The organism is Cupriavidus sp. L7L (assembly GCF_004353535.1).
Lineage (GTDB): Bacteria > Pseudomonadota > Gammaproteobacteria > Burkholderiales > Burkholderiaceae > Cupriavidus > Cupriavidus oxalaticus_A.
This window is the reverse complement of record NZ_SMNY01000053.1, coordinates 46,484-72,958: the sequence shown is the minus strand read 5'-3', so window position 1 is coordinate 72,958 and position 26,475 is coordinate 46,484. Positions and strand designations below refer to the sequence as shown.

23 protein-coding genes and 1 riboswitch are annotated in these 26,475 nt (G+C 67.5%); of the genes, 9 read left to right on the top strand and 14 right to left on the bottom strand.

Annotated elements, in window-relative coordinates:
- The 3 genes from thiS to thiC all read right to left on the bottom strand — a co-directional run bounded on the left by thiS (position 1) and on the right by thiC (position 3,424).
- Positions 1–198 carry a sulfur carrier protein ThiS gene (thiS, locus tag E1J61_RS33730; protein WP_029047356.1) on the bottom strand — a complete coding sequence of 66 codons (198 nt, stop codon included), beginning with the start codon at positions 196–198 and terminating at the stop codon, positions 1–3.
- A gap of 12 nt (positions 199–210) precedes the next feature.
- Positions 211–1,401, bottom strand: coding sequence for an FAD-dependent oxidoreductase (locus E1J61_RS33725; protein ID WP_133098166.1), 1,191 nt, complete (start codon positions 1,399–1,401; stop codon positions 211–213).
- A gap of 142 nt (positions 1,402–1,543) precedes the next feature.
- The gene (gene thiC / locus E1J61_RS33720; protein ID WP_133098165.1) at positions 1,544–3,424 is read right to left on the bottom strand and encodes a phosphomethylpyrimidine synthase ThiC; all 1,881 of its coding nucleotides are present in this window, start codon (positions 3,422–3,424) and stop codon (positions 1,544–1,546) included.
- A 101-nt stretch (positions 3,425–3,525) separates the two neighbouring features.
- Positions 3,526–3,627: riboswitch (TPP riboswitch) on the bottom strand.
- Between the two features lie 212 nt (positions 3,628–3,839).
- On the opposite strand from thiC, the gene E1J61_RS33715 reads away from it, so the two are divergent.
- The gene (locus tag E1J61_RS33715; protein ID WP_133098164.1) at positions 3,840–5,510 is read left to right on the top strand and encodes an acyl-CoA dehydrogenase family protein; all 1,671 of its coding nucleotides are present in this window, start codon (positions 3,840–3,842) and stop codon (positions 5,508–5,510) included.
- A 22-nt stretch (positions 5,511–5,532) separates the two neighbouring features.
- Here E1J61_RS33715 and E1J61_RS33710 read toward each other — a convergent pair whose 3' ends face one another.
- From E1J61_RS33710 to metK, 3 genes are all read right to left on the bottom strand, one after another.
- Entirely contained in the window at positions 5,533–7,212 is a 1,680-nt protein-coding gene (locus E1J61_RS33710) for a GMC family oxidoreductase (RefSeq protein ID WP_133098163.1), read from the bottom strand.
- Between the two features lie 261 nt (positions 7,213–7,473).
- Positions 7,474–8,418 carry a Kdo hydroxylase family protein gene (locus E1J61_RS33705; protein WP_133098162.1) on the bottom strand — a complete coding sequence of 315 codons (945 nt, stop codon included), beginning with the start codon at positions 8,416–8,418 and terminating at the stop codon, positions 7,474–7,476.
- A gap of 670 nt (positions 8,419–9,088) precedes the next feature.
- The gene (metK, locus tag E1J61_RS33695; protein ID WP_133098160.1) at positions 9,089–10,252 is read right to left on the bottom strand and encodes a methionine adenosyltransferase; all 1,164 of its coding nucleotides are present in this window, start codon (positions 10,250–10,252) and stop codon (positions 9,089–9,091) included.
- A 310-nt stretch (positions 10,253–10,562) separates the two neighbouring features.
- Here metK and E1J61_RS33690 point away from each other — a divergent pair, with 310 nt between their 5' ends.
- The 4 genes from E1J61_RS33690 (at position 10,563) to E1J61_RS33675 (ending at position 14,162) form a co-directional block, all read left to right on the top strand.
- Entirely contained in the window at positions 10,563–11,444 is an 882-nt protein-coding gene (locus E1J61_RS33690; protein WP_133098159.1) for a lysophospholipid acyltransferase family protein, read from the top strand.
- A complete protein-coding gene (locus E1J61_RS33685) occupies positions 11,441–12,334 on the top strand; it encodes a lipid A biosynthesis lauroyl acyltransferase (protein ID WP_133098158.1) in 894 nt (297 codons plus the stop codon). The genes E1J61_RS33690 and E1J61_RS33685 overlap by 4 nt, the downstream gene beginning before the upstream one ends.
- Before the next feature lie 53 nt (positions 12,335–12,387).
- Positions 12,388–13,254 carry a diaminopimelate epimerase gene (gene dapF, locus E1J61_RS33680; protein WP_133098157.1) on the top strand — a complete coding sequence of 289 codons (867 nt, stop codon included), beginning with the start codon at positions 12,388–12,390 and terminating at the stop codon, positions 13,252–13,254.
- Between the two features lie 98 nt (positions 13,255–13,352).
- On the top strand, positions 13,353–14,162 hold the full coding sequence (locus E1J61_RS33675; RefSeq protein ID WP_133098156.1) for a polyphosphate kinase 2 family protein: 810 nt from the start codon (positions 13,353–13,355) through the stop codon (positions 14,160–14,162).
- A 48-nt stretch (positions 14,163–14,210) separates the two neighbouring features.
- Here E1J61_RS33675 and E1J61_RS33670 read toward each other — a convergent pair whose 3' ends face one another.
- Positions 14,211–15,536 carry a patatin-like phospholipase family protein gene (locus E1J61_RS33670; protein WP_133098155.1) on the bottom strand — a complete coding sequence of 442 codons (1,326 nt, stop codon included), beginning with the start codon at positions 15,534–15,536 and terminating at the stop codon, positions 14,211–14,213.
- An 83-nt stretch (positions 15,537–15,619) separates the two neighbouring features.
- Positions 15,620–16,324 carry an orotate phosphoribosyltransferase gene (pyrE, locus tag E1J61_RS33665; RefSeq protein WP_371704959.1) on the bottom strand — a complete coding sequence of 235 codons (705 nt, stop codon included), beginning with the start codon at positions 16,322–16,324 and terminating at the stop codon, positions 15,620–15,622.
- A gap of 30 nt (positions 16,325–16,354) precedes the next feature.
- On the opposite strand from pyrE, the gene E1J61_RS33660 reads away from it, so the two are divergent.
- Entirely contained in the window at positions 16,355–17,131 is a 777-nt protein-coding gene (locus tag E1J61_RS33660; protein WP_133098153.1) for an exodeoxyribonuclease III, read from the top strand.
- A 9-nt stretch (positions 17,132–17,140) separates the two neighbouring features.
- Here E1J61_RS33660 and E1J61_RS33655 read toward each other — a convergent pair whose 3' ends face one another.
- The gene (locus E1J61_RS33655; protein WP_133098152.1) at positions 17,141–17,539 is read right to left on the bottom strand and encodes a type II TA system antitoxin MqsA family protein; all 399 of its coding nucleotides are present in this window, start codon (positions 17,537–17,539) and stop codon (positions 17,141–17,143) included.
- 31 nt (positions 17,540–17,570) lie between these two features.
- Positions 17,571–17,867 carry a type II toxin-antitoxin system MqsR family toxin gene (locus tag E1J61_RS33650; RefSeq protein WP_133098151.1) on the bottom strand — a complete coding sequence of 99 codons (297 nt, stop codon included), beginning with the start codon at positions 17,865–17,867 and terminating at the stop codon, positions 17,571–17,573.
- Between the two features lie 195 nt (positions 17,868–18,062).
- Between E1J61_RS33650 and argC the strand changes: the two genes are divergently transcribed.
- Entirely contained in the window at positions 18,063–19,010 is a 948-nt protein-coding gene (gene argC, locus E1J61_RS33645) for an N-acetyl-gamma-glutamyl-phosphate reductase (protein ID WP_133098150.1), read from the top strand.
- A 72-nt stretch (positions 19,011–19,082) separates the two neighbouring features.
- On the opposite strand, the gene E1J61_RS33640 is transcribed toward argC, so the two are convergent.
- Positions 19,083–21,131, bottom strand: coding sequence for a S8 family peptidase (locus E1J61_RS33640; RefSeq protein WP_133098149.1), 2,049 nt, complete (start codon positions 21,129–21,131; stop codon positions 19,083–19,085).
- 81 nt (positions 21,132–21,212) lie between these two features.
- Entirely contained in the window at positions 21,213–22,172 is a 960-nt protein-coding gene (locus E1J61_RS33635) for a M48 family metallopeptidase (protein WP_133098148.1), read from the bottom strand.
- 154 nt (positions 22,173–22,326) lie between these two features.
- On the opposite strand from E1J61_RS33635, the gene E1J61_RS33630 reads away from it, so the two are divergent.
- The gene (locus E1J61_RS33630; protein WP_133098147.1) at positions 22,327–23,586 is read left to right on the top strand and encodes a muropeptide transporter; all 1,260 of its coding nucleotides are present in this window, start codon (positions 22,327–22,329) and stop codon (positions 23,584–23,586) included.
- Positions 23,587–23,609: 23 nt separating this feature from the next.
- On the opposite strand, the gene E1J61_RS33625 is transcribed toward E1J61_RS33630, so the two are convergent.
- Both E1J61_RS33625 and E1J61_RS33620 read right to left on the bottom strand, forming a co-directional pair.
- Complete coding sequence (locus E1J61_RS33625) at positions 23,610–24,458, bottom strand: acyl-CoA thioesterase II (RefSeq protein ID WP_133098146.1); 849 nt, start codon at positions 24,456–24,458, stop codon at positions 23,610–23,612.
- A gap of 101 nt (positions 24,459–24,559) precedes the next feature.
- A complete protein-coding gene (locus E1J61_RS33620; RefSeq protein ID WP_133098145.1) occupies positions 24,560–25,447 on the bottom strand; it encodes a DMT family transporter in 888 nt (295 codons plus the stop codon).
- Positions 25,448–25,557: 110 nt separating this feature from the next.
- Here E1J61_RS33620 and E1J61_RS33615 point away from each other — a divergent pair, with 110 nt between their 5' ends.
- Entirely contained in the window at positions 25,558–26,472 is a 915-nt protein-coding gene (locus E1J61_RS33615; RefSeq protein ID WP_133098144.1) for a LysR family transcriptional regulator, read from the top strand.
- Positions 26,473–26,475 lie beyond the last annotated feature (3 nt).

The following is a 26,475-nucleotide window of genomic DNA, read 5'->3' as shown; positions in this document are numbered from 1 at the left end:
TCAGCCTCCCGTCACGGGTTGCACGAGGTCGATGCGGTCGCCGGCCGCAAGAGGGGTGTTGGCATGCGCGGCGCGCGGCACGAACTGGCCGTTGACCGCCGCGGCAAAAGGGGGCGCGATCTTCGCCACGACCACCGCATCCGCCAGTGTGGCGGATTCGGCAAGGGCGAGAGGTCGGCCGTTGAGCAGGATTTCCATGTCAGTCTTGCGTTAGTGCAGCAGCCCGGTGCGCGCGTGCAGCGTTGCGGCCGGCGCTTCCGTCACTGCCTCGATCATGCCGGGCCAGCGCAGCGCGGCAGGCACTGCATGGGCGGCAGGATCGCCCTTGAGCAACGCGCCCACGACCGCGCACGCGGCCTCGGTCACCGCCGGCGCGATCAGGAAGCCGTGGCGGTACAGGCCGTTGACGCGCACCACGCGCGCCTGCTGGTCGACGCGGATCGCCGGCAGGTGGTCGGGCCGCGTGGGGCGGCGCTGCACGTTCAGTTCCAGCACGCGTGCCTCGCCGAAAGCGGGATGCAGCGAATGCGCCGCCGACAGCAGCTCCAGCGCGGAACGCACGCTCATCGGCGAATCGTCCTCGCTTTCCAGTTCGGTCGCGCCGATCACGTACAGGTCGTTGGGCTTGGGAGCAATATAGATCGGGTAGCGCGGATGCAGCAGCCGCACCGGCCGGTGCAGCTTCACGTCGGGCGCATGCACGCGCACCACTTCGCCGCGCAGCCCGCGCAGTCCGGGCGCGCTGCCGCCGGGCTGCGACGGCCACGCCGCGCGCGCGCCCAGGCCGCGGCAATCCAGCACCACGTCGGCGCGGATGCCCAGCGCCGGCAGCGTGTCGGCTTCTACCTCGCCGGCTTCCCAGACACAATGCACGCCCTCGCTGACCGCGCACGACAGCAGCGCGCGCAGCACGCCGCGGTTGTCGAGCTGGCCCTCGCCGGCCAGCAGCAGCCCCTGCGGGAAGCGGCCCGCCAGCGCCGGCTCGACTTCGCCCACGCCCTTGCCGTCCAGCGCCCGCAGCCGCTGCGACACCAGCTCGGGCGGCGCCACCGCGCGCATGCGGCTGGTGAACAGCGACATCTCGCCGCGGTCGCGCGCATGCCAGACCACCAGCGTGCCGTCCTCCTGGAAGAACACCGGCTCCGGCAACTCGGCCAGCCACGCCCGCCACAGGTCGACGCTGGCGATGCCCAGATCGACGATGCGGCGCTCGGCGATGGCCGATTCCGCCAGCGGCGCCAGCATGGCCGCGGCCACGTAGGCGGCCGAACCCGCGCCGTCCGGCCCGGCGCGCTCCACCAGCGCCACGCGGGCGCCGCTGCGCACCAGTTGCCAGGCAGCCAGGCGGCCGGCAAGTCCGGCCCCAAGGATGGCGACGTCAAACGACTGTACTGCTGTCATGAGGGATGTTGTGCCGGCGCATGGGCATGCGGGCATGCCGCCGCGCCGGCCTCCTTGTTGTCTGTGCCGCCGCGCGGGGCGCTGCGCGGCGGCGGAACATGCGCGGGCATGGTTGCGAGGCCATGCCCGTACTGCCGTTGCCTTACGAGTAGATCTTGCTGCCCTTCTTCAGGAACTCGATCGACTTTTCTTCCATGCCCTGCTGCGCTTCCTTGGGCAGCGATGCCGCGTAGTCGCGCACTTCCTGCGTGATCTTCATCGAGCAGAACTTCGGCCCGCACATCGAGCAGAAGTGGGCGATCTTGGCGCCCTCTGCCGGCAGCGTGGCGTCGTGGTACGAACGCGCGCGTTCCGGGTCCAGGCCGAGGTTGAACTGGTCTTCCCAGCGGAACTCGAAGCGTGCCTTGGACAGCGCGTTGTCGCGCAGCTGTGCGCCCGGCCAGCCCTTGGCAAGATCCGCGGCGTGGGCAGCGATCTTGTAGGTGATGATGCCTTCGCGCACGTCTTCCTTGTCCGGCAGGCCCAGGTGCTCCTTGGGCGTGACGTAGCACAGCATGGCCGTGCCCATCCAGCCGATATTGGCCGCGCCAATGCCGCTGGTGATGTGGTCGTAGCCGGGGGCGATGTCGGTCACCAGCGGTCCCAGGGTGTAGAACGGCGCCTCGTAGCAATGCTTGAGTTCTTCGTCCATATTGGCCTGGATGCGCTGCAGCGGCACGTGGCCCGGGCCTTCGATCATCACCTGCACGTCGTGCTTCCACGCCTTGGCGGTCAGCTCGCCCAGCGTGCGCAGCTCGCCGAACTGGGCATCGTCGTTGGAGTCGGCGATGCAGCCCGGACGCAGGCCGTCGCCGAGGCTGAACGACACGTCGTACGCCTTCATGATCTCGCAGATCTCGTCGAAGTGCGTGTACAGGAAGTTTTCCTTGTGGTGCGCCAGGCACCACTTGGCCATGATCGAACCGCCACGCGAGACGATGCCGGTGACGCGGTCGGCGGTCAGCGGCACGTAGCGCAGCAGCACGCCGGCGTGGATGGTGAAGTAGTCCACGCCCTGTTCGGCCTGCTCGATCAGCGTGTCGCGGAACATCTCCCAGGTCAGGTCCTCGGCGATGCCGCCGGTCTTGTCCAGCGCCTGGTAGATCGGCACCGTGCCGATGGGCACCGGCGAGTTGCGCAGGATCCACTCACGGGTTTCGTGGATGTGCTTGCCGGTCGACAGGTCCATGATGGTGTCTGCGCCCCAGCGGATCGACCACACCATCTTTTCCACTTCCTCGGCCAGCGACGAGGTCACGGCGGAGTTACCCAGGTTGCCGTTGATCTTGACGCGGAAATTGCGCCCGATCGCCATCGGCTCCAGCTCGGTGTGGTTGATGTTGGCGGGAATGATCGCGCGGCCCGAGGCGATCTCCTGGCGCACGAATTCCGGCGTGATGTCTTCCGGACGCAGCGGCAGGCCGGCGCCCAGCGCGTTGCCGGGGTGCTGGCGCAGCAGCGCCTTGTATTCGGGCTTGTCGTACAGCGCCTGCAGGTTCAGCGATTCGCGCAGCGCCACGTACTCCATTTCAGGCGTGATGATGCCCTTGCGCGCATAGTGCATCTGCGACACATTGGCACCGGCCTTGGCGCGGCGCGGGTTGGTCAGCTGGGCAAAGCGCAGGTGCGCGGTGGCCGGGTCGTTGGCGCGGTCGCGGCCGTATTCCGACGACAGGCCGGGAAGCACTTCGGTGTCGCCGCGCTCTTCGATCCACTTGGCGCGCACCGCCGGCAGGCCGGCCTTCAGGTCGATATGCACGTCCGGGTCGCTGTACGGGCCCGAGGTGTCGTACACCGGGATCGGCGGGTTGGGCATCTCGCCCTTCTCGGTGCGCGTGGAGGTCTGCAGGATCGTGCGCAGCGGCACGCGGATATCCGGGCGGCTGCCGGTCAGGTAGGTCTTGCTGGAAGCCGGGTAGGCAAATTTCTGGTCGAGGTCGCTCTCGAGCGATTCGAAGGAAGCAGCGGGGGCAGTACGGGCCATGGGTGTCGTCCTCTCTCTTGCGGGGTGGACGAAACCAGGAGCCCTGTGAGCGCTGCCGGCGGCGTGGTGGCCTGGGCGGCGAGTCCCGGAGGGACTAGAGGCTTGGTCTTGCTGAAACTTCCCACGCCGGTACTAACCGGATCGGGTTCGAAGGGACTCTCTCAGCCGCACGGCCCATCCGTACGGCACCCCTGTTTCATCCAACGGGGTGAATTTAAGCACAGAGCACCGGTGGGCGCCAGTGCCAGTTCCCCGTCGTTTGTGGTGCCACACCTGTGCGCATAGGTATCGAATCGCGCATGGTGCAGCGCAAAAACAGGCATCAAGCGGCCGAGCATGCACTCAAACGCGTGTCAGGTGCTCTACCATGCAAAGCAAAGGGCAAGCATCGAACCGATCCAGGAGACCTCCCAAAATGACCGACGCCGCCACGCATCGTGTCTTCAACCAGGTGCCGGACCTTGCGCACTACAACCTCTTCGGCTGCGATCCCATCGTCCGCGCCGCGCTGGAGCGGCTTGGCGGCGGCTGGCATGCCGAGGCGCTGGGGCAGTTCGGCGCGCGGCTGGGCGAGCCGGAAGTGCAGCAATGGGCCGCCGACGCCAACCGCCATACGCCCGAGCTGCACACGCACAGCCGCACCGGCGAGCGCATCGATTCCGTGGAATTCCACCCAAGCTGGCACGCACTGCTGTCGCTGCTGCGCAGCCAGCAATTGCAGGCCCTGCCCTTCGCGCTGCCGCGCGCGGGCGTGTGGAGCGCGCGCACCGCGGGCTACTTCCTGCAGGCGCAGGTTGAGTCCGGCTCGCTGTGCCCGCCCACCATGACCCTCGCCAGCATTCCGGTGCTGCGCAAGGAAACCGCGCTGTTCGCCGAGCTGGAGCCGCGCCTGTATGCGAGCGAGCATGATGCGCGCGACCTGCCCTGGCGCGACAAGACCGCGATCATGATCGGCATGGGCATGACGGAGAAACAGGGCGGCTCGGACGTGCGCGCCAACACCACCGTGGCGCGCGCCGTGCGTGGCGAAGGCCGCGGCGCGGAATACGCGCTGACCGGGCACAAGTGGTTCTTCTCGGCGCCGATGTGCGACGCGCACCTGGTGGTGGCGCGCATGGGCGCCGAAGACGGCCCGCTGTCGTGCTTCTTCGTGCCGCGCTTCCGCGACGACAGCAGCAAGAACCCGATCCAGATCCAGCGCCTGAAGGACAAGCTCGGCAACCGCTCCAACTCCAGCAGCGAGGTCGAGTTCCGCGACGCGACCGGCATCCTGATCGGCGAGGAAGGACGCGGCATCCCCACCATCATCGAGATGGCGACCAATACGCGGCTCGACTGCGTGATCGGCAGCTCGGCCATCCTGCGCGCGGCCTTCGTGCAGGCGCTGCACCATACGCGCCACCGCAGCGCCTTCGGCCGCCTGCTGGCCGACCAGCCGCTGATGCGCAATGTGCTGGCGGACCTGGCGCTGGAATCCGAAGCGGCCTCGCTGCTGATGATGGAACTGGGCCACGCCTTCGAGCACGCCGAGGGCGACAACCCCGACCCGCTCGCCGCCGCGTGGAAGCGGGTGGTCACGCCAGCGGCCAAGTTCTGGATCTGCAAGCGCGCCATCGAGGCCACCGGCGAGGCGATGGAAGTCTGGGGCGGCAACGGCTACGTCGAAGAAAGCCCGATGGCGCGGCTGTACCGCGAAGCGCCGGTCAACTCGATCTGGGAAGGCTCGGGCAACATCATGTGCCTGGACGTGCTGCGCGCGATCCAGCGCAACCCCGACGACGGCGCGCGCCTGCTGCAGGACCTGCAGCGCCGCGCCGGCGGCCATCCAGCGGTGCGCGCCGAGCTGGCATCGCTGCAGGCGCTGCTGCGCGAAGCGCCGGAGCACCTGGAGGCCAACGCGCGCCGCTTTGCGCAGGGGCTGGTGCTGACCACGCAGGCGGCGCTGATGCTGGCGCATGCCGATGCGGAGAATGCGGAGCTGTTTGTCGCCAGCCGGCTTGGGCGCCAGCATGGACGCGTGTTCGGCACGCTGGATGCGGAGGCCGAATTGCTGAAGCGCGTGGCATCGCGCGGCTTCGAAGGCTAGCCGCGCAGACCCGGCGCTTGCGTCACGCCTCCATCGACTCCAGCACGCGCAGCATCACCCGCGGCGCGTAGCGGATCAGGTCATGCGCGCGTTCGCCGATCATGATCGCGGGCGCGTTGATGTTGCCACCGACCAGCGTCGGCATGACCGAGGCATCGACCACGCGCAGCCCTTCCACGCCGCGCACCCGCAACTGCGGGTCGACCACCGCCAGCGCGTCCATGCCCATGCGGCAGGTGCCCACGGGGTGATAGATGGTGTCGGCACGTGCGCGGATCATCTCGCGCACGTCGGCATCGTCGCTGCCGTCGGCGCGCAGGTGCGCGGAGTACAGCTCGCGCCCGCCATAGCTGGCCAGCTGCGGCTGCGCGAAGATCCGGCGCACGATGCGCACGCCGGCAACCATGTCGTCGAGGTCGCGCACATCGTTGAGGTAGCGCGGGTCGATCAGCGGCGCCTCGCGGATATCGGCCGATGCCAGCCGCACCTCGCCGCGGCTGCGCGGACGCAGCACGCATACGTGGCAGGAGTAGCCGTGGCCGAAGTTGAGCCGGCGCATGTGGTTGTCGGCCATGCCGACGACGAAATGCAGCTGCAGGTCGGGCTCGGCCAGTTCGGGGCGGCTGCGTATGAAGCCGCCGGCCTCGGCGAAGTTGCTCGACAGCATGCCGGTGCGTTCGCGCCGGTAGCGCAGCATTTCCGACAGCAGGGTCATGAAGCCGCTGAACGACACGCCGAACAACTCGGGCGCCGCCACGCGCTTGTGCAGGATGATGTCGAGATGGTCCTGCAGGTTGGCGCCCACGCCGGGCAGGTCGTGGACCACGTCGATGCCAAGCTCGCGCAGCTGCGCCGCCGGTCCCACGCCGGACACCAGCAGCAATTGCGGCGAGCCGAAGGTGCCGGCGCAAACGATCACGTCGCGCCGTGTGCGCAGAAGTTGCTGGCGGCCGTCGCGCGCGACCAGCACGCCGGCCGCATGGCGGCCCTCGAAGACGATGCGCAGGGCCTGTGTGCCGGTCAGCACCTGCAGCCGCGCGCGCCCGCCGTTGCAGGCCTTGTCGCGCGTGTTGCCGCCGTGCAGGTAGGCGCGCGCCGCGTTCCAGCGCTCGCCCGCATGCTGCGTGACCTGGTACCAGCCCACGCCCTCCTGCTCTTCGCCGTTGAAGTCATCGTTGCGCAGGTAGCCCGCCTGCTGCGCGGCCTCGATAAAGCGCTCGGCGAAGGGATTTGGCGTGCGCAGGTCCGATACATGGAGCGGGCCGTTGCCGCCATGCAGCGGATCGTCGTCGCTGCCGGCCAGGCGCTCATTGCATTCCGCACGGCGGAAATACGGCAGCACGTCGTCCCATGACCAGCCGTCGCAGCCTGCGGCGGCCCAGTCGTCGTAGTCGGCGGGCCGTCCGCGCGTGTAGATCATCGCGTTGATCGACGAGCAGCCGCCCAGGCCGCGTCCGCGCGGCTGGTAGCCCCGCCGGCCATTCAGTCCCGGCTGCGGCACGGTCCCGTAGGCATAGTTGCGTGCGCTGGCGCGCGGCAGCATGGCGGCGCACGCGGCGGGTGTGCGTACCAGCACATGGTGGTCGTGCTGGCCGGCCTCGACCAGGGCAATGGTGTCGTCCCCGCTGTCGGCCAGCCTTCCGGCCAGCGCACAGCCCGCCGATCCCGCGCCGACGATGACGTAGTCGTAGGTGGTTTCCATCTGTCTCCCCGCATGTCCGCAGGCGGCGAGAGTCAGCCGGGCCAGCGGATGGCAAGCCGTGAAATTCAGTGTAGGCGCTAGCCTGAGCGGGGGTGAAGGGTTGCGGCGTGCCGGCGTTGGTGGTCCGGGCGGGCGGTTGTCATGCCGATGGAGGAACAGGCATCAATGGCCCTGGCTGGCCTTCAAGTGATGCGCGCGGCAGCCGGCGCGCCATCCCGATGCCCCGGGGTGTTGCAACCGACTGCGCGTCTGGCCTGCGGGTCAGGACACCAGCATCGGCCGCCCGAGCATGCGCGACAGCACGGCCTCGGGCGAGTGGGTGTGGTCGGAGATCGCCTGCGGCTCGAGATAGATGGTCTGCTCCATCATCGCGCGCCCGCGCATGGCGGCGTGCAGCAACTGGTCGCTGAAGACAATCCAGGTCGAACCGGGCGGGAAATGGAATTCCTGCTGGGGCACGTCGCGCTGGTAGTCCAGGTCGGCCTTGGCCAGGTCGTGGAGCTGCAGCATGCGGTGGTCGTATTCCGAGCGCTTGCGCTTGGTGATATGCAGCAGCTTCATCAGCGCCGCCTGTCCCGGCCACATGCCGTGGGTCTTCGGCACGAACTTCTGCGCGAAATCACCGAATGGCTCGCCCACGCGCCACACTCGCGGCGCGGCCGGGTCGATGTTATGGAACACGCGCAGCAGGCGCTTGCCCAGCATCGGGTTGGACGGGAAGGAATCGACGTGCAGGCGGGTGTCGTCCTTGCGCCAGCTGACCGGGCGGCCGGCGATCTCGCTGGGACGCAGCGAGGTGCCGGCGCGGGTCATGTGGGGGATGTATTCGGGGAACAGCGTGCGGATCAGCGACTCGCTGTTGTCGGCATAGCGGCGGATCAGCGTGTAGAGGTCGGACAGGTCCTGCTGGGTGCCCTGCGCGCCGCGCACCGCGGTGTCGTTGGCGCGGAGGTTGATGTTCTTGGATTTGCCGTCGGAATAGCGGGCGTCGAGGAAGCGGTCCTCGCCGGGTTCGAAGTGGAATTTCAGGTTGGGGAAATACAGCACCGCGCCCTGCTCCAGCTCGCGGCGAAGGGTGGCGCGTTCCTCGGGGGTGACCTGGGGGGCCCAGTTGGTGTAGGGCTGTGGGCGGATCAGGTCGAGGCTGCGTCCCGACGCGGAGCGGGTCGGCGCGGTGGCATTGGAAATGGCTGGTGCTGCGGGCATGGCAGTCCTCTGGGGACGGGACCCCCGTGAAGGAATTTTGTGGTGGTTGGGATTTTACTACCTGGGTGTTTGGGTGGCGATTGGGGCGCAGGGGGCGGGGGTTTTCTGGCCTGGTGACATGCTGTTGGCTGTTTTAGCGTCTGCTGTCGCTGTTGATGACATGCTGTCGGCTGTTGAACCGCCTGCGATGATTGAACGAGCCCAGAGCTGGGCGTGGCCCCTGCTGCCGGCGGCGACGCAGGAACGCCTACGGCTGCGCTGTGCGCCGGCCCTAAGGTGGCAGGGCTGCGCCCACGTCCCCTCGCCCCGGCTTCGGGCCTGGCGTCTTTCACGACGGCGCTGTGCGAGCGCAGCGATGCGCTCCGCCGTGCCAGAGCTCCCGACCTACGATACTGAGCGCGCGCAGCGCAGCCGTAGGCGTCCCCGCGTTGACGCCGGCAGCAGGCGGCCTACGCCCGCAGGGCGGGCCCGCAGGGCGGAACCAGGCGGTTCAACGGCCGACAGCATGTCATCAACAGCGACAGTGACAGCGGGTACCCAAACACCCGACAGCATGTCATCAACGGCGACCCACCACCAAAAACAAAAAACCCCACCGTCCCTTGCGGGCCAGCGGGGCTTGCCGAAGTCAGAAGTGCAGGAGTCGAGGATCCGGACTCCGAAGACCCACTTACAGTCCAGCAGCAGCGCGCAAGGCAGCCGCCTTATCCGTAGCCTCCCAAGAGAACTCCGGCTCTTCACGCCCAAAGTGGCCGTAAGCCGCAGTCTTCTCATAAATCGGACGCAGCAGATCCAGCATCTGCACAATACCCTTCGGCCGCAGGTCAAAATGCTCCTGCACCAGTTCCGCAATCTTGGCGTCCGGAATCTTGCCGGTACCTTCGGTGTACACCGTCACATTGATCGGCCGCGCCACGCCGATGGCATAGCTCACCTGTACCTGGCACTGGCGCGCCAGCCCCGAGGCCACCACGTTCTTGGCCACATAACGCGCCGCATAGGCAGCCGAGCGATCCACCTTGGACGGGTCTTTGCCCGAAAACGCACCGCCACCGTGCGGCGAAGCGCCACCATAGGTATCGACAATGATCTTGCGCCCGGTCAGGCCGCAGTCGCCCTGCGGGCCGCCGATCACGAAACGCCCGGTCGGGTTCACCAGATACGTGGTTTCTTTCAGCATCTCGGCCGGCAGCACCGGCTTGATGATCTCTTCGATCACGGCTTCTCGGATCTGCGCCTGCGTAATATCCGGCGAATGCTGCGTCGACAGCACTACGGTATCGACGCTGTGCGGCTTGCCGTCGACATAACGCACCGTCACCTGCGACTTGGCGTCCGGACGCAGCCAGGGCAGGCGGCCGTCACGGCGCAGCAGCGACTGGCGCTCGACCAGGCGGTGCGCGTAGTAAATCGGGAACGGCATCAGCTCCGGCGTCTCATCGCAGGCGTAGCCGAACATCAGGCCCTGGTCGCCGGCCCCCTGGTTCAGGTAGTCGTCCGAGGCGCGGTCCACGCCCTGGGCGATGTCCGGCGACTGCTTGTCATAGGCCACCAGCACGGCGCAGCCCTTGTAGTCGATGCCGTATTCGGTGTTGTCGTAGCCGATGCGCTTGATCGTGTCGCGCGCGATCTGGATGTAGTCGACGTTGGCGGTCGTGGTGATTTCCCCTGCCAGCACCACCAGGCCGGTGTTGCAAAGCGTCTCGGCGGCCACACGCGCATACTTGTCCTGCGCCAGGATGGCGTCGAGGACGGCGTCGGAAATCTGGTCGGCGACCTTGTCGGGATGGCCTTCGGAAACCGATTCCGAAGTAAAAAGGAAGTCGTTTGCCACGAACTTATTCTCCAGGTTGGCTATTGCGTGCCACCCGGTCGGGTTCATGGCGGCGACGCTTTAGCGGTATTTAAAACAGCCCGGTTTGAGCTGCATCGCCCCGCAAGTTGTCAGTTAACTCGGCGATACACGCTATTATACGCGCCTGCCGGGCTCGTTGCAGCGCGCCAAAGGCGCCGACGCAACACGCTGCCGCCACTGCATGCCGTTTGCCCGGATTTACGGCAAGCCGGCGTGGAACTGAATTCCGCGCCGGGAAAAAAATGCGCCGGATTTGACCTGTTTGCAGCCCGGACTGCAATCCACGCCGATGACCTTTCTTTTCTGGCTGATCTCCCGTTTCCCACTGCGCTTGCTGCAGGCCGCAGGCGGCGCGCTCGGACTGCTGGCAGCACGGCTGCCCGGCCGCTACGGCCAGCGCCTGAATGAAAATTTCCGCCTGGCGTTTCCCGACGCCACGCAGGCGATGATCGATGAAGCCGCCCGCTCGGCCGGGCGCATGATGATCGAGATGCCCTATTTCTGGAGCCGCAAGAAGATCGGCGCACGGCTGCATGGCTTCGACGACTACATGTGGCCGGAACTGGAAAAGCTGCAGGCCCGAGGCAAGGGCCTCATCATCCTGACGCCGCATCTGGGTTGCTTTGAAGTGCTGCCGCAGTCCCACGCGCTGGTGCGCCCGGTCACCGCGCTGTTCAAGCCGCCACACCAGCCCTGGCTGCGCGACTGGATCGAAAAGATGCGCACCCGGCCCAATATGCACATGGCGCCCGCCACGCCGCGCGGCGTGCGGATGCTGGTCAAGGCGCTCAAGCGCGGCCAGGCGGTGGGGATCCTGCCGGACCAGGTACCCAGCGGCGGCGAGGGTAACTGGGCGCCGTTCTTCGGCAAGCCGGCCTACACCATGGCGCTGGTGCACCGGCTACAGCAGCTGACCGGCGCGCCGGTGGTCGCGGTCTTTGCGGAACGGCTGCCGAAAGGCGCGGGCTATCGCGCCCACCTGCATGTGCTCAATGAGGGCGGCATGCTGCCGGACGACCCGGCCGAAGCGGCCGCGGTGATCAACCAGGCCGTCGAGATCCTGGTGAGGCAGTGTCCCACCCAGTACCTGTGGGGATACAGCCGCTACAAGGGGCCCGCCGCCGCCCCCAGCCGCAGCACCGAGCCGACCACTGACCAATCGATTTCATGAGCCGCGTGTTCACCTGGCTCGGCATCGGCCTGCTCACGGTGCTGGGCAAACTTCCATATCCGTTCGTTGCCCGCTTCGGCGAAGCGCTGGGCAGCCTGCTCTACCTGATTCCCAGCGCACGCCGCCGCGTGGTGCAGGCCAACCTGCGCCTGTGCTTCCCGGACAAGACCGAGGCCGAGATCGACGAATTGTCGCGCCAGAGCTTCCGCACCGTGTTCCGCAGCTTTGCCGAGCGCGGCATCTTCTGGACCGGCAGCGAGGCGCAGATGCGCCGCTGGGTGCAGATCGACGACCAGGCCGACCTGGTGTCGCTGGACGGCACGCCGCATATCCTGGTCACGCTGCACCTGTCTGGCGTGGAGGCCGGTGCGATCCGGCTGACCATCCACCTGCGCGAGCATGTGGGGCGTTCCGGCGCATCGCTGTACACCAGGCAGAAGAATGATTTGTTCGATGGCTTCCTCAAGCACGCGCGCGGCCGCTTCGGCGCCAACATGATTTCGCGCAACGACAGCGCACGCGACATCCTGCGCTGCCTGAAGAAGGGCGAAGCGCTGCAGCTGATCGCCGACATGGACTTCGGCGAACGCGATTCGGAATTCGTGCCGTTCTTCGGCGTGCAGGCGCTGACGCTGACATCGGTGTCGCGGCTGGCGCGCCTGACCGGCGCCAAGGTTGTGCCGATCTACACCGAGATGCTTCCCGACTACCAGGGCTACGTGCTGCGCATCCTGCCTGCCTGGGACAACTACCCCGGCGAAAGCGTCACCGACGACACGCGCCGCATGAATGCCTTCTTCGAGGACTGCATCCGCCCGCGCGTGCCTGACTATTACTGGGTGCACAAGCGCTTCAAGCACCGCCTGCCGGGCGAACCCGAGATCTATTGAGCGTCCGCCGAGGGCGGCAGCAACTTGCGCGAGCCGCGGCTACAATCCCCACCATGAAACTCCAGTTCACCAAGATGCATGGCGCCGGCAACGACTTTGTCGTGCTCGACGGCATCCACCAGCAGATCGACCTGACGCCCGCGCAATGGCGCGCGCTCGCCAGCCGGCATTTCGGCGTGGGCGCCGACCAGATGCTGGTGGTCGAAAAACCGTCGCGCGGCGATGTCGACTTCCGCTATCGCATCTTCAATGCCGACGGCAGCGAGGTCGAGCACTGCGGCAACGGCGCGCGCTGCTTCGTGCGTTTTGTCAGCGACAAGGGCATGACCGACAAGCGCTCGGTGCGCGTGGAGGTGATGAAGGGCGTGATCACGCTGACGCTGCAGGACGACGGCCAGGTCACCGTGGACATGGGCGCGCCCGAGCTGGAACCGGCCCAGGTGCCGTTCCGTGCCGAGGGGCTGCCGACCCGGGCTGAAGGCGTGGATACGGTCTACGGCCTGGAGGTCAACGGCCGCACCGCGTGGATCTCGGCGGTGTCGATGGGCAACCCGCATGCGGTGCAGGTGGTGGACGACGTCGAGGACTTCCCCGTGCTGCAGGACGGCCCGGTGATCGAGCAGCACGCCACCTTCCCCAACCGCGTCAATGCCGGCTTTATGCAGGTGCAGGACCGCAACACCATTCGCCTGCGCGTCTACGAGCGCGGCGCCGGCGAGACGCTGGCCTGCGGCACCGGCGCCTGCGCAGCGGTGGTCGCCGGCATCCGGCGCGGCCTGCTGGACTCGCCGGTCAAGGTGCATACGCATGGCGGCGACCTGACCATTGCCTGGGACGGCGGCGCCGAACCGGTGCGCATGACCGGCCCGGCGACCACGGTGTTCGAAGGCACCATTGACCTGGCGGCCCTGCCGGCCTGACCATAGGGGCAGCGCGCCCCACGACACAGCCCGCATTGTTTCCGGCCCAGGCGGGGCGCCCATTCCCTGATCTTGCAGGTCATACCGATGGAGCGCCCATGCCGCTGGACGATTTCCGCATCACGACGGGCAAGCGATTCCGCCTTGCCGATTTCCCTCCCGGCAGCAAGCCGCTGTCGCGCGGCGGCAAGGCCGAGGACCTGGCCCTGATTGCCGAACTGAGCGAGGGCCTGGACGCAAAGCAGGACATCTTCTACGCCGAACACCGCCGCAAGCTGCTGGTCGTGCTGCAGGGCATGGACACCAGCGGCAAGGACGGCACCGTGCGCGGCGTGTTCCGCAGCTTCGATCCTCTGGGCATCCGCGTGGTCGGCTTCAAGGCGCCCACGCCCAATGAACTGGCGCGCGACTACCTGTGGCGCATTCACCTGCAGGTGCCCAGGGCCGGCGAGATCGTGGTGTTCAACCGCAGCCACTATGAAGACGTGCTGGTCACGCGCGTGCACGGCTGGATCGACAATGCCGAAACCGAACGGCGCTTCCGCCAGATCCGGGATTTCGAGGCAATGCTGACCGAGACCGGCACCACCATCGTCAAATGCTTCCTGCATATTTCGCGCGACGAGCAGAAGGCGCGGCTGGAGGCGCGGCTGGCAGACCCGGAAAAACACTGGAAATTCGACACCACCGACCTCGCCGAGCGCAAGCACTGGAAGGCCTACATGGATGCGTACGAGGCCGCGATCATGGCGACCAGCACGCAGGAATGCCCGTGGTACGTGGTGCCGGCCGATTCCAAGACGCACCGCAACCTGATGGTGGCGGAGATCCTGACGCGGGTGTTCGAAGACCTGAAGCCCGCCTACCCGCCGACCAAGCCGGAACTGGCGAACATCAAGGTCGAATAGCGCCCCGGTGCAGACGGCTGGCCGCCCGGCTCAGCCACCTCAGCCGCCTCAGCCACCATTCCCGCGATGCACGTCGTGCGTGACGAACGGGTGCTCGCGGCTGGGCATCGCCAGCCAGTGCGGATGGCGCAGCGTCTGGCGGATATCGTCCAGGCCGCTGGTCCAGTGCTCGTTCATGGTCAGCAGGCCGAACTGGTAGTCCTTGGCCATGTTCTCAAACGATTTGTCGCGGTAGATCAGCTGGATCACGTTACGGCGCGCGTCGCAGGCCTGTTCGGCGGCGCGGCGGTACCACTCGCTGTTGCGCTTGGATTGCGGCACCAGCGCCATCACCTCGTTGAGCATGCGGCGCATGTTCTGCTGCTCGCGCATGTAGTCCGTAATGGCGCGGGTGCGGCTGGAATAGCGGATCTCCTTCTCGCGCTCGGCAACATCGATCAGGTCATGCGGCAGCTTGCCGCGCGCGCTCCACAGGTCGACCTGGAAGATCAGCGCGTCGCGCCGCGGCTGCGCGGTCAGCACCTCGGCCAGCGGGGTGTTGGACACGAGACCGCCGTCCCAGTAGTACTCGCCGTCGATCTCCACCGCCGGGAAACCCGGCGGCAGCGCACCCGAGGCCATGAAATGCTCGGGGCAGAGCTTGTCGCGGGTGTTGTCGAAATAGGCGAAATTGCCCGTGCGCACATTGACCGCGCCCACCGAGACCCGCATCAGGTCGGGGCGATGGTTGATCAGGTCGAAGTCAGCGAAGCGCTCCAGCGTGGCCTTCAGCGGCGAGGTGTCGTAGAAACTGGCGCGGCCGGGTTCGGCATAGCGCATCATCAGCTCCACCCAGCTGCGCGGCTGGAAGAAGCCGCGCTGGCCTTCGACCATGGCGCGCGTGGCATGCAGGCCGTCGAACCAGACGCGCAGCGGCTCGGGCCAGCTCTCGGCGCCGTCGGTCAGCCAGGTGGGCGACAGGCTGGGCAGCCACGGCTGCGCGCAGATGTGTTCCCAGAACGCGCGCAGCTGTTCGATGCGCCGCTCGGGCGGATTGCCGGCAATCACCGCGGCATTGAGCGCGCCGATGGAAATACCGGCGACCCAGTTCGGGTAGATCCCGCCTTCGGCCAGGCCCTGGTACACGCCGGCCTGGTAGGCACCGAGCGCGCCACCGCCCTGCAGCACCAGTGCGCGCACGGCATAGGCTTCATGCGCGGGCCTGTCGGGCGCCTTGGCGTCCTGGCGCACCGGCTTGCGCGGACGCACCTGCGCGCCGCGCTCGGCCAGCGAATCGCCGTTGCCGTTGGTCTTGGCTGTTTCGCTTTCCGCTTCCTTCGCTGCCGCCGCTGCCGGCTGCCGCCCTGCCCGTTCCTGCCGCTCTTTCGCCGCCACGCACGCCCCCTGCCGATTGGATTTTCCGCCTGCCCTGGATCGTTGCAGCGCCCGGCGCATCCGCGCGCGGGCGCAAGGCTTCGTCAGACGCCGTAGCGCTGCCGATACGCCGACACGGCCTCGCGCGAAGCAGCCAGCGACTGGTCCTGCGACGCGTCGAGATAGGCCAGCAGGTCCTTCAGGCTGGCGATCGCGATCACGGGGATGCCGAATTCGCGCTGCACGTCCTGCACGGCCGAATGCGTGCCAACCTGGTCGGCGGTCCCGCTCTTTTCCATGCGGTCCAGCGCGATCAGCACGGCGGCCGGCTCGGCGCCGGCGGCGCGGATCAGGTTGACCGATTCACGCACCGAGGTGCCGGCGGAAATGACGTCGTCGACGATGACGACCTTGCCCTGCAGTTTGGCGCCAACCAGCGTGCCGCCTTCGCCATGGTCCTTGGCTTCCTTGCGGTTGTAGGCGAAGCCGACGTCACGTCCCATGCCGGCCAGCGCCACCGCGGTCGCCGAGGCCAGCGTGATGCCCTTGTAGGCCGGCCCGAACAGCACGTCGAACTGCACGCCCGAGGACAGCAGGGTTTTCGCATAAAATTGCGCCACCTCGCCGAGCATCGCGCCCTGGTTAAACAGGCCGGCATTGAAGAAGTAGGGCGACTTGCGGCCGGCCTTGGTGACAAATTCGCCAAAGGACAGGACGCCGGCGTCGAGCGCAAAGCGGATAAAGGTCTGGCTCAGGTCGGTGCCCTGCATGCCCTCGGGCAAGGCGGCCGGCGTGTTCTGCTGCGTCATCATTTCTCTCTGAATTCAAAATTTCCCCGAATGTTACGGATTATCAGCGCCAACCTCAACGGCATCCGCTCCGCGTCCAAGAAGGGCTTTTTCGACTGGATGGGCAAGCAGGACGCGGACATGGTCTGCGTGCAGGAACTGAAGGCACAGGCCGCAGACATGACCGAAGCGTTCCTGGCGCCACACGGTTACCACGGCTACTTCCACTATGCGGAGAAGAAGGGCTACAGCGGCGTGGGCCTGTACACGCGGCACAAGCCTGAGCGGGTCATCACTGGTTTCGGCAACGCCGAGTTCGACGGCGAAGGCCGCTATGTGGAAGTGCAGTACCCGCACCTTGCAGTGATCTCGGTGTACGTGCCTTCCGGTTCCAGCGGCGAGGAACGCCAGCTGGCCAAGTTCCGCTTCATGGAGGCTTTCCTGCCCCACCTGCTGCAGCTGAAGGCCAGCGGGCGCGAGATCGTTCTGTGCGGCGACGTCAACATCGCGCACAAGGAAATCGATATCAAGAACTGGAAGGGCAACCTGAAAAACTCGGGCTTCCTGCCGGAGGAACGTGCCTGGATCGGCGAGCTGTTCGACGTCCATGGCTACGTCGATGTGTTCCGCAAGCTCGACCCGCGCCCGGACCAGTACACGTGGTGGAGCAACCGCGGCCAGGCTTATGCCAAGAACGTGGGGTGGCGCATCGATTACCACCTGGCAACGGCGAAGATCGCCGACACGGCGCGGCTTTGCTCGATCTACAAGGACGAGAAGTTCAGCGACCACGCGCCGCTGTCGATCGATTATGACTATCCGCTCTGAGCGATGTAGTCAGGCCGCCCGGATTTCCTCTAGCAGTTCCGGGTGGCGGTCAAGGAGTTTCAGCAGCTTGACGAGCGCCAGCGGGGGCAGCATCCGGCCGGTCTCGTAGCGCGAAAAGGCGTTGACACCGCCTCCGAAGATTTCGGCGGCTTCGCGTTGGTCGAGGCGAAGCTTCTTCCGCACTTGCACAATAAAGGCCGGATCGACCAGTTTGGCATTGACCTGCTTGTTAAAGGCGAGCATCGCTTCACCCAACGAGTCGTCGCCCCTCGGCATAACGCCTTCGCCACACTTCGGGCACCAGTCGCCCCGCACGCCGCGTATCAGCGTGGACTCGCCACGGTAGGTATAAGGCACATCCCTGACTTCATCCACCAGTTCAGCGCCGCCGCATTCCGGGCACTTCATTTCGGTACCTCCCTGCATCCGTAGCGGATAGCTATCGAAACTTGAATGACACGACCAGCACGTCGTCCACGACGATCAGCTTCAAATACAACGCCCCGTGTCGCGTGACAGGCCTGTAGACGTCCTGCCATAGCCGGTGATCCTCATACGTTGTCATGCTCTTATAGAAATCACGAGAGTCGAGCCGCAGTAACAGTTCCCGCACTGCAGCCTCATTCAATCCCATGCTGGACGCCCCAACGAAAGCAGATCGCGTCAACCTCAGCCGCCCCGCCTGTAGCAGATCCCGTACCCGTGCCAGCTTGTAATGCGCCGTCCCCTTCTCCATGAAAATTAACCTACCTGGTTAAATCCCGCAAGCCGCGAACTGTGCCAAACCGCAAGAATCCAATCGGTACAAACCCCTGCGACCGGCCCCCATCCCCGCTACAATGCAGGTTCGCCCCTGCGCCCGGCAGGAGATACTTCGCATTCACGCGCGCATTCACGCGTATTCCCCCGCATTTCATAGAGCGAGTCCGCCATGGTTTTCAAAGTGTTCGTCGATGGTCAGGAAGGCACGACCGGTCTCCGGCTGCTTGACTATCTTTCCGGTCGTTCCGACGTGGAACTGCTGCGCATTGCCGATGACAAGCGCAAGGACCCGGCCGAGCGAGCACGCTTCCTGAATGCCGCCGACGTCGCTTTCCTGTGCCTCCCCGACGTGGCCTCGCGCGAGGCGGTGTCGCTGGTGACCAACCCGAATACCTGCGTGATCGACGCCAGCACGGCGTTCCGTACCGCCGACAACTGGGCCTATGGCCTGCCGGAACTGGTGCGCGGCCAGCGCGAGAAGATCCGTGCCAGCAAGCGTATCGCCGTGCCGGGCTGCCACGCCAGCGCCTTCGTGCTGGCGGTGCGGCCGCTGGTCGATGCCGGCGTGCTGCCGCGCGACTACCCGGTGACGGCGTTCTCGCTGACCGGCTACAGCGGCGGCGGCAAGAAGATGATTGCCGACTTTGAAGCCGGCGGTAACCCGAAGCTGCACAGCCCGCGCCCGTACGCGCTGGCGCTGCAGCACAAGCACCTGCCCGAGATGCGCGTGCAGGGCGGCCTGTCGTCGGACCCGATCTTCAACCCGATCGTCGGCAACTTCCTGAAGGGCCTGGCGGTGACGGTGCCGGTGTTCGGCGAGCGCCTGGCGCGCAAGGTGAGCCCGGAGCAGATCGTCGACATCTACCGCAAGCACTATGAAGGCGAGCAGTTCGTGCGCGTGATGCCGTACAACAGCGAGGACAACCTCGACGACGGTTTCTTCGACGTGCAGGCCAACAACGACACCAACCGTGTCGACCTGTTCGTGTTCGGCACCCCCGAGCGCCTGAACCTGGTCGCGCGCCTGGACAACCTGGGCAAGGGTGCGGCCGGCGCGGCGGTGCAATGCATGAACGTGCATGTCGGTGCCGACGAGGCCACGGGGCTGCAGGCCTGATACGGCTGCTTCCTGGACACAACAAAAAAGCCGGCACTGCCGGCTTTTTTACTGGCCGGAAACCGGCGCGGCCTACACGCGCTGCAGCGCCCGCAACGCATCCACCAGCCCGGCCCCCTGGAATGCGCGCTCGCGCCCAAGATCCGTGGCCGCGTCGCACAGGATGGCCTTGACGGTCTCGGGCTGGCCCATCAGCTCATTGTTGCGCGACAGCAGCAGCGCGGCCACGCCGGACACATGCGGCGCGGCCATGCTGGTGCCATCCATCGACGCCAGCGTGCCGCCGGGCACGGTGGAGGTAATCTTCTCCCCGGGTGCCACGAGGTCGGGCTTGATGCGGCCATCGCCGGTGGGACCGTGGCTGGAGAAATAAGAGATGCCGTACCGGTAGGGATCGGTACGATGGGTCGCTCCCACCGTGATCACGGTGCGCGCATTGCCAGGATCGGTAATGGTCTGGCCGCGAAAGCCCGCCCCCATGTGCGCGGCCGCGTATTGCTCGTCATAGCCATAGTTGCCGGCCGCCGCCACCACGATCACGCCGTTGGCCACCAGCCGGTCGCATTCGACGCACACCGGCGTGCTGCCGCAGGCGTAGGTGCGCACGTCATGGCGCAGCGCCACGCTGAGGTTGACGCCGTGCACATATTGCCGGTCGCGGCTCTGGTTGAGCCAGCGCACATATTGCAGCGCGCCCAGGATGCCGAACTCATCGCCCCTGCCCTGCGCATCGAAAATGCGCAGGTCGAGCAGCTCGATACGCGGGCAGATGCCGCTGACATCGCCGCTTTCGGCAAGCTCGGGCGGCAGCGGCATGGGCTCCGGCCGCGCCAGGTAGGCCGAAGACGGCCAGCCGGCGCCGATGATGCCGGCCACGTGCGTGCCGTGGCTGCCGCCCGGCGGCACGTATTGCGCCAGGTCTTCCTGGCTGATTTCCAGCAGCGGCTCGATCACGGACCAGTCGATGATGCGGCCGTTGGCGAGGTCGTCGGAGATCGCCGCGATGCGCTCCCTGAGCTCGGCCTCGCCGGGGCCGCGCTTGCCCTTGGGCATGGGCGGCAGGCGGCCGCTGGTGATCGCCGACAGGCGGGTGAAATCCAGCGTCCTGACCACGCGCGACAGACGCGGTGCGATCAGGCCGTCGCTGACCGGCAGCGCTCCCTCCAGCCTGGCGGGATCGAAGAACGCCGGATGGCGCGCATCGATGCCGGAGTCGATCACCGCCCAGCGCACGCCCTGCCCGCCGGTATCGAACACGCGGATCGCCGCATCCGCCTTCACGGTCTTGCGCGACGAAAACACCGCGTGCTCTGCCGGCCGGTTGACCGAGATGCGCCACAGCGGCGCCACTGCGGCCACCTTCGCCGCATCCGCGGCATCGGCATCCGGCGGCGCCGCATGGTCGTCCTGCAGGCAGGCCCATAGCGTTTCAAGCACCTGCCGGCTCGCCTGCCCGATGCGCCGGGTCAGGCCGCCGGGCGGGAAGCTGTCGTCGTCCAGTCCCAGCAAGGTCAGGGCAACATACTGCGCGGCGACATTGACCAGCCGTCCCAGCGCCTGGCCGGCCGGCGCCGGGATGCCGCCGAAGCGCGTCCGGGAAGCGGTGTAGCCGATGTCCTTGAACCTCGCAATGGCTGTCTCGCTGGACACATGGGCCAGCACCGACTCGCCCAGCCAGCGCACGAAGGCGTCGCCGGTGAGGCTGCGCTCGAGCGCGTGGCGCGCGGCGGTTGACCAGCTGGCGCTGGCCATCGGCAGCCGTACCTCCCGGTGCCACCATGCCGTCAGCGGCAGCAGCCTGAGCATGTCGAAGAAATCGATCTGCGCGAGCAGGTGCGATTCATTTGCCGCCAGGAAGCGCTGGCCTGCCGCCGCCGGCTCGGCCAGCGCCGGCAGGCGGCGCAGCACCGCAGTGCGCAGGGCGGCAATGCCCGCGGCGTGGTGCGGGGTCAGCAACAGCCCGCGCGGCACCTCGAACGATTCTCCCGACGCATACAGCAGCCAGACTTCGGAGCTGACCGGCAGGTCGCTGGTGAAGCGGTCGGGCTCGGCCTCGCTGCCCGCGAAGATCAGCATATAGGCGGCCCGTTGCTCCGACGGGCTCATGCGGTTCAGGCTCATGCGGGTTCCCCTGCGGTTGTCGCATTGTCCTTCGATCCGGTGGCCGCCCTGGTTGCCGGCGCCAGGCGCCGCAAGCAGCGGCTAGCGCTTCAGCGGCTTGCTTCTGTCGTCGTCGCCCGCGTCGACCGGCGCATCGCCCAGTCCCGCCATATTGGCGCGGTACGGTGGCAGCCTGTCGACCGGGGTATTGATCGCGCGTGCGTAGAGTGGCAGCACCTCGGGCATGTGCTTTTCCAGGTCGGCAATGCGGCTGCGCCCGGACGGGTGCGTCGACAAAAAATCAGTGCCCGACTGCGACACTTTGCCCATCTTCTGCCACAGCGACACCGCGGCGCGCGGATCGAAGCCGGCGCGCGCGGCGATATCCATGCCGATCAGGTCGGCCTCGGTCTCGTCGGCTCGCGAGAAGCGCAGTGTCAGCAGGTGCGCCCCGGTGCCGAGCGCCATGTTGCCCAGGTTGCCGAAGCCGAACAACTGCGAAATGACGTTGGCGCCGAGGTTGGTGATCTCGGACTTGGCGGCGCGCTCGCGCGCATGCTCCTGCAGCGCGTGCGCGATCTCGTGCCCCATCACCATCGCGACCTCGTCGTCGGTCAGCTTGAGCTGGTCAAGCAGGCCGGTGTAGACGGCGATCTTGCCACCCGGCATGCAGAACGCGTTGACCTGCTTCGAGCCGATCAGGTTGATCTCCCACGGCCAGTTGCGCGCGCGCTCGTTCCAGCGCACGGTCTGCGGCAGAAGCCGCTTGCCGATCGCGCGCAGGCGCCTGAGCTGCGGGTTGTCGTCGCCGGCCAGCGCGCGCTTGGCGATGGCTTCCTGCTTGAGCTGCTCGTACTCCTGCGCGGCCTGCTGCTCGATCGCCTCGGCGGGCACGATATTGCGCACCGCCGAGCCGCCGCGCTGGATGCTGATGCCTCCCGATTCGGTTTCCTGCGCCTGGGCGGGCATGCCGGACCAGGCCAGCAACGCCGCCGCCAGCGCGAGCGCGCGGACGAGCCGGACACGAATCGGACGCTGGACACATTGCTGGGGGCGGAGCATTTGCGGTTCCTCGGGCGCAGTGGAGGGATCGTGGCGGCGGACCGGTGCGATCCCTGGCAACGCTGCCGCAGCGCAAGTGGCGGGGCGGCGAACAGGTGATGCAATAATACACGGCGCCCGCGCAGCCGCGCGGCGCTCCACCCCCCGCGCATCCATGACTTTCCAGGCCTATCTCGATATCTTCCGCAACCGCCGCATCGGCGCCATGCTGACCCTGGGCTTTGCCTCCGGGCTGCCGCTGGCGCTCACCTCCGGCACGCTGCAGGCCTGGATGACGGTCGAGGGCCTGGATATCAAGACCATCGGCTTCTTCTCGCTGGTGGGCCAGGCCTATATCTTCAAGTTCCTGTGGGCGCCGCTGATGGACCGCTACACGCCGCCGCTGCTGGGCCGGCGCCGCGGCTGGCTGCTGCTGACGCAGCTGGGGCTGGTGGCGGGCATCGCCGCGATGGCGTTCTGCCCGCCGCGCGAGGCGCTGTGGACGCTGGCGGCGCTGGCTACGCTGGTGGCCTTCCTGTCGGCCTCGCAGGACATTGTCTTCGACGCCTACAGCACCGACGTGCTGCGTCCGGCCGAGCGCGGCGCCGGCGCGGCGGTGAAGGTGCTGGGCTACCGGCTGGCGATGCTGGTCTCGGGCGGCCTGGCGCTGTGGCTGGCCGACCGCGTGCTCGGGTGGCAGCAGACCTACCTGCTGATGGCGGCGCTGATGGCCGTGGGCATCCTGACCCTGCTGTGGGCGCCCGAGCCCGACGTGCCCGCGCGCGCGCCGCGCTCGCTGGAAGAGGCGGTGCTCGGCCCGCTGCGCGATTTCTTCGCGCGGCCCGGCGCATGGTGGCTGCTGCTGCTGATCGTGCTGTACAAGCTGGGCGACGCCTTTGCCGGCAGCCTGTCGACCACCTTCCTGATCCGCGGCGTGGGTTTCTCGGCCGGCGAGGTTGGCATCGTCAACAAGACACTGGGACTGGCCGCCACCATCATCGGCGCGCTGTTCGGCGGCACGCTGATGGTGCGGCTGGGGCTGTACCGTTCGCTGATGGTGTTCGGTGTGCTGCAGGCGGTATCGAACCTGGGCTACTGGATACTCGCCGTGACGCCGCCGCACCTGTGGACCATGGGCGCGACCATCGCGGTGGAAAACCTGTGCGGCGGCATGGGCACCGCGGCCTTCGTGGCGCTGCTGATGACGCTGTGCAACCGCTCGTTCTCGGCCACGCAGTATGCGCTGCTGTCGGCGCTGGCGTCGGTGGGCCGGGTCTATGTCGGGCCGACCTCCGGCTACATGGTCGAGGCCTGGGGCTGGGCGCCGTTCTACCTCGGCACCGTGGCGGTGGCGCTGCCCGGCGTGATGCTGCTCTGGGCAATGCGCAACACCGTGCACCGCTACGAAACCCAGGCGCGCGAAGCGATCGCCTGAGCCCCGCCCTGCTTGTTCCTTGCTTATTCCTTGTAGTAGACGATCTGGTGCGAGCTGGCCAGCAGCTGGCCTGCCGGGCTCCATAGCTGCGCGCGCTGGTCGAAGTACCCCTGCTGGAAGACCTGCGCCTGCGCGCTGGCCAGCACGTGGCGGTCGCCCAGCGCCGCCAGCGTGGGCGCATCGGCGTGGAAATACGTGGTCATCGACACCGTGCCGGCCGGCACGAAGCCCGCGCGCTTGAGGAAGATGCGCGGGTAGAAGCTGTCCGCCCATGACGCCACCGCGGCGAAGTCCGGCGTGCGCGCCGGCGCGTCGCGCAGCCAGAACTGGGTCAGGCTGTCGGGGTGCTCGGTGCCGGCCTCGGCGGTCGGCTTGGCGCCGCGCACCGGGCGCATGTCATAGGACTTGAGCCAGCGCACCGGCGCAAAGCCGCCCATCGCCGGCAGCGTGTCGGCGCCCGGCACCTCGGGCATCACCGCCTCGCCGCAGGCCCAGGTCTCGCGGCGCACCGCGAACACGGCGGTGGCGGTGGTGGCCACGGCATCGCCCTGGCGCAGCGTCAGGTTCCAGTGCTGGGTCGAGCGGTTGGTCCGCACCGGCAGCGCCTCGATCTCGAACGGGCCTTCGGCGATCGGGCCGGCAAAGTTGACCGACAGCGCGATCGGGTCGCCCAGCCGTTGCGGATGCAGCAGCGCCGCCTGCAGCAGCGTGGCGGCGGTGATGCCGCCAAACGGGCCGATCATGTTCCAGTAGGCCGGTGTGGTGCGGCCCAGGAAGCGATTTTCTCCGGCGGCCTCCAGGGCGATGGCGTCGTCGAACGCATGCAGCGCGATGGGGGCGGAGGCGGACAGGGCGGCAGCGGTAGCAGTCATGGCAAGGGCGCAAATAGAACGATCGTTCGATAGCTGCCTACACTAACCGTAGTCAGGAGTTCGGTCAACCGTCCCCGCATGCAAGCGCTCCAGAAGGCGCATCAGCCTTGTGCCCGGCGCCGCCACGCCACGCTCCAGCCGAGCTGGTTGGCGATCACACCCAGCAGCACCAGCAGCATGCCCGCGACCTGTAGCGGCCCGAGCACGACGCCGAACACCATCACGTCGATGACGATCGCCACCAGCGGATAGACGAACGACAGCGTGGCGATCGACACCACGCTCAGCCGCTGGAAGGCGCCGTACAGCAGGGTGTACATGACGCCGGTATGGATCAGCCCCAGCGCCAGCAGCGCGGCCCAGGTGCCGGTCTGATAGCTGCCGGCCGCGGGATGCGCCAGCGGTGCCAGCATCACCACGCCCAGCACCATCTGCAGGCCCGCAATCTGCCCGGGCGGAATCGCCTGCAGCCGGCGCGTGGCCATGGTCGTGACCGCATACAGCAGTGCCGCCAGCAGCGCCAGGCCGATCCCGGCCAGCATCGCGGCGCCGGTGCCGCCGTGCTCCAGCCCGGTGATCAGCATCACGCCGGCAAAGGCCAGCACCAGCCACGGCAGCCTGGCGAACGGGAACGGCTCGCGCTGCATCGCCGAGGTCAGCAACAGCAGGAAGAACGGCTGGGTGTGGTAGACCACGGTCGCAATCGCAATGCCGCTGCAAGCATAGGCCGAGAACAGGGCCAGCCAGTTGAGCACCAGCGTGACGCCGCCCAGCGCCAGCCACCCCAGCTGCGCGCGGCTCATGCGCACCCAGCCGCGCTGCAGCGTCAGTGTGCCCAGCAGCGCGGCGCCGCCGAAGATGCAGCGGAAGAACACCACGTCCAGCGGCGGCTGCCCGCTGGTGACGACGAACCAGCCGATGGTGCCTGACAGCACCATGGCCGCGACCATGCGCCAGGCACCGCCTGGCATGGATTGAGGAGAAGGCATGGGGCACTCCGGGGATGCAATGGCGGCATTGTTCCAGCATGCCATCCACTCAACAATCCCGCTAAAGCTCAATTAGTATTTGAGTTGCGCTCAAGGATTGGAGACTGGGCATGTCGGATACACCACTCAATGCGATGGCCGTCTTCGCCCGCGTGGTCGAATGCGGCAGCTTCTCCGCTGCGGCGCAGGATCTCGGCATGACGCCTTCGGGCGTCAGCCGGCACGTGTCGCGGCTGGAAGCGACGCTCGGCGCCAGCCTGCTGCAGCGGACCACGCGCGCCTTCGCGCTGACCGAGCTGGGCCAGTCGGTCTACGCCGCCTGCGCACGCATGACCGCCGCCGCGCGCGAGGTCACCGCGCTGGCCGGCGAGCACGGCGGCACGCCCCATGGCGTGCTGCGCGTCAGCGCGCCGGTCGCGTTCGGGCAGGCCTGGCTGGCGCCGCGCCTGCCGGCGCTGCTGCAGAAATACCCCGCGCTGGACCTGCAGCTGACCCTGGCCGACCGCATGGTCGACCTGGTCGAGGAGGGCCTCGACGTGGCGGTGCGCATCGCGCGCGAACTGGCGCCGGGCCTGGCGGCGCGGCCGCTGCGCGAAGTGCGCTACCGGCTGGTGGCCTCGCCGCGCTACCTGGCGCGGCACGGCACGCCCGCCGCGCCGGCCGAGTTGCCGGCGGCGCGCTGCCTGTACCTGGGCTACGGCAATTTCGGCGAGCGCTGGACGCTGCGCCACCAGGCCGGCGGCGAGGCCGTGGTGGTGCGCATCCCGCCGCGGCTGACGCTGAACAACAGCCTGGCGATCATGACGATGGTGGAAGGCGACGCCGGCATCGGGCTGGTGCCGGATTTCTCGCTGGGCAGCGCGCTGGACGAGGGCCGCGTCGTCGCCGTGCTGCCGGACTGGGACATCCTCGAGCCCTACATCGGCACGGCCTACGCGGTGTACACCCCGACGCGGCACGTGCCGCCCAAGGTGCGCGCCTTTGTCGACCACCTCGCCGCCACCGCGACCGGCCTGCCGGCCTGATCA

Coding starts and splice junctions, on each gene's coding strand:
- E1J61_RS33675 (WP_133098156.1), top strand. CDS start 13,353: ATGCCGCTGGACGATTTCCGCATCACGACGGGCAAGCGATTCCGCCTT.
- E1J61_RS33625 (WP_133098146.1), bottom strand. CDS start 24,458: ATGACTGCTACCGCTGCCGCCCTGTCCGCCTCCGCCCCCATCGCGCTG.
- E1J61_RS33650 (WP_133098151.1), bottom strand. CDS start 17,867: ATGGAGAAGGGGACGGCGCATTACAAGCTGGCACGGGTACGGGATCTG.
- dapF (WP_133098157.1), top strand. CDS start 12,388: ATGAAACTCCAGTTCACCAAGATGCATGGCGCCGGCAACGACTTTGTC.
- thiC (WP_133098165.1), bottom strand. CDS start 3,424: ATGGCCCGTACTGCCCCCGCTGCTTCCTTCGAATCGCTCGAGAGCGAC.
- E1J61_RS33660 (WP_133098153.1), top strand. CDS start 16,355: ATGTTACGGATTATCAGCGCCAACCTCAACGGCATCCGCTCCGCGTCC.
- E1J61_RS33710 (WP_133098163.1), bottom strand. CDS start 7,212: ATGGAAACCACCTACGACTACGTCATCGTCGGCGCGGGATCGGCGGGC.
- E1J61_RS33690 (WP_133098159.1), top strand. CDS start 10,563: ATGACCTTTCTTTTCTGGCTGATCTCCCGTTTCCCACTGCGCTTGCTG.
- E1J61_RS33715 (WP_133098164.1), top strand. CDS start 3,840: ATGACCGACGCCGCCACGCATCGTGTCTTCAACCAGGTGCCGGACCTT.
- E1J61_RS33635 (WP_133098148.1), bottom strand. CDS start 22,172: ATGCTCCGCCCCCAGCAATGTGTCCAGCGTCCGATTCGTGTCCGGCTC.
- E1J61_RS33685 (WP_133098158.1), top strand. CDS start 11,441: ATGAGCCGCGTGTTCACCTGGCTCGGCATCGGCCTGCTCACGGTGCTG.
- argC (WP_133098150.1), top strand. CDS start 18,063: ATGGTTTTCAAAGTGTTCGTCGATGGTCAGGAAGGCACGACCGGTCTC.
- E1J61_RS33620 (WP_133098145.1), bottom strand. CDS start 25,447: ATGCCTTCTCCTCAATCCATGCCAGGCGGTGCCTGGCGCATGGTCGCG.
- E1J61_RS33640 (WP_133098149.1), bottom strand. CDS start 21,131: ATGAGCCTGAACCGCATGAGCCCGTCGGAGCAACGGGCCGCCTATATG.
- E1J61_RS33655 (WP_133098152.1), bottom strand. CDS start 17,539: ATGAAGTGCCCGGAATGCGGCGGCGCTGAACTGGTGGATGAAGTCAGG.
- thiS (WP_029047356.1), bottom strand. CDS start 198: ATGGAAATCCTGCTCAACGGCCGACCTCTCGCCCTTGCCGAATCCGCC.
- pyrE (WP_371704959.1), bottom strand. CDS start 16,324: ATGACGCAGCAGAACACGCCGGCCGCCTTGCCCGAGGGCATGCAGGGC.
- E1J61_RS33705 (WP_133098162.1), bottom strand. CDS start 8,418: ATGCCCGCAGCACCAGCCATTTCCAATGCCACCGCGCCGACCCGCTCC.
- E1J61_RS33630 (WP_133098147.1), top strand. CDS start 22,327: ATGACTTTCCAGGCCTATCTCGATATCTTCCGCAACCGCCGCATCGGC.
- E1J61_RS33725 (WP_133098166.1), bottom strand. CDS start 1,401: ATGACAGCAGTACAGTCGTTTGACGTCGCCATCCTTGGGGCCGGACTT.
- E1J61_RS33615 (WP_133098144.1), top strand. CDS start 25,558: ATGTCGGATACACCACTCAATGCGATGGCCGTCTTCGCCCGCGTGGTC.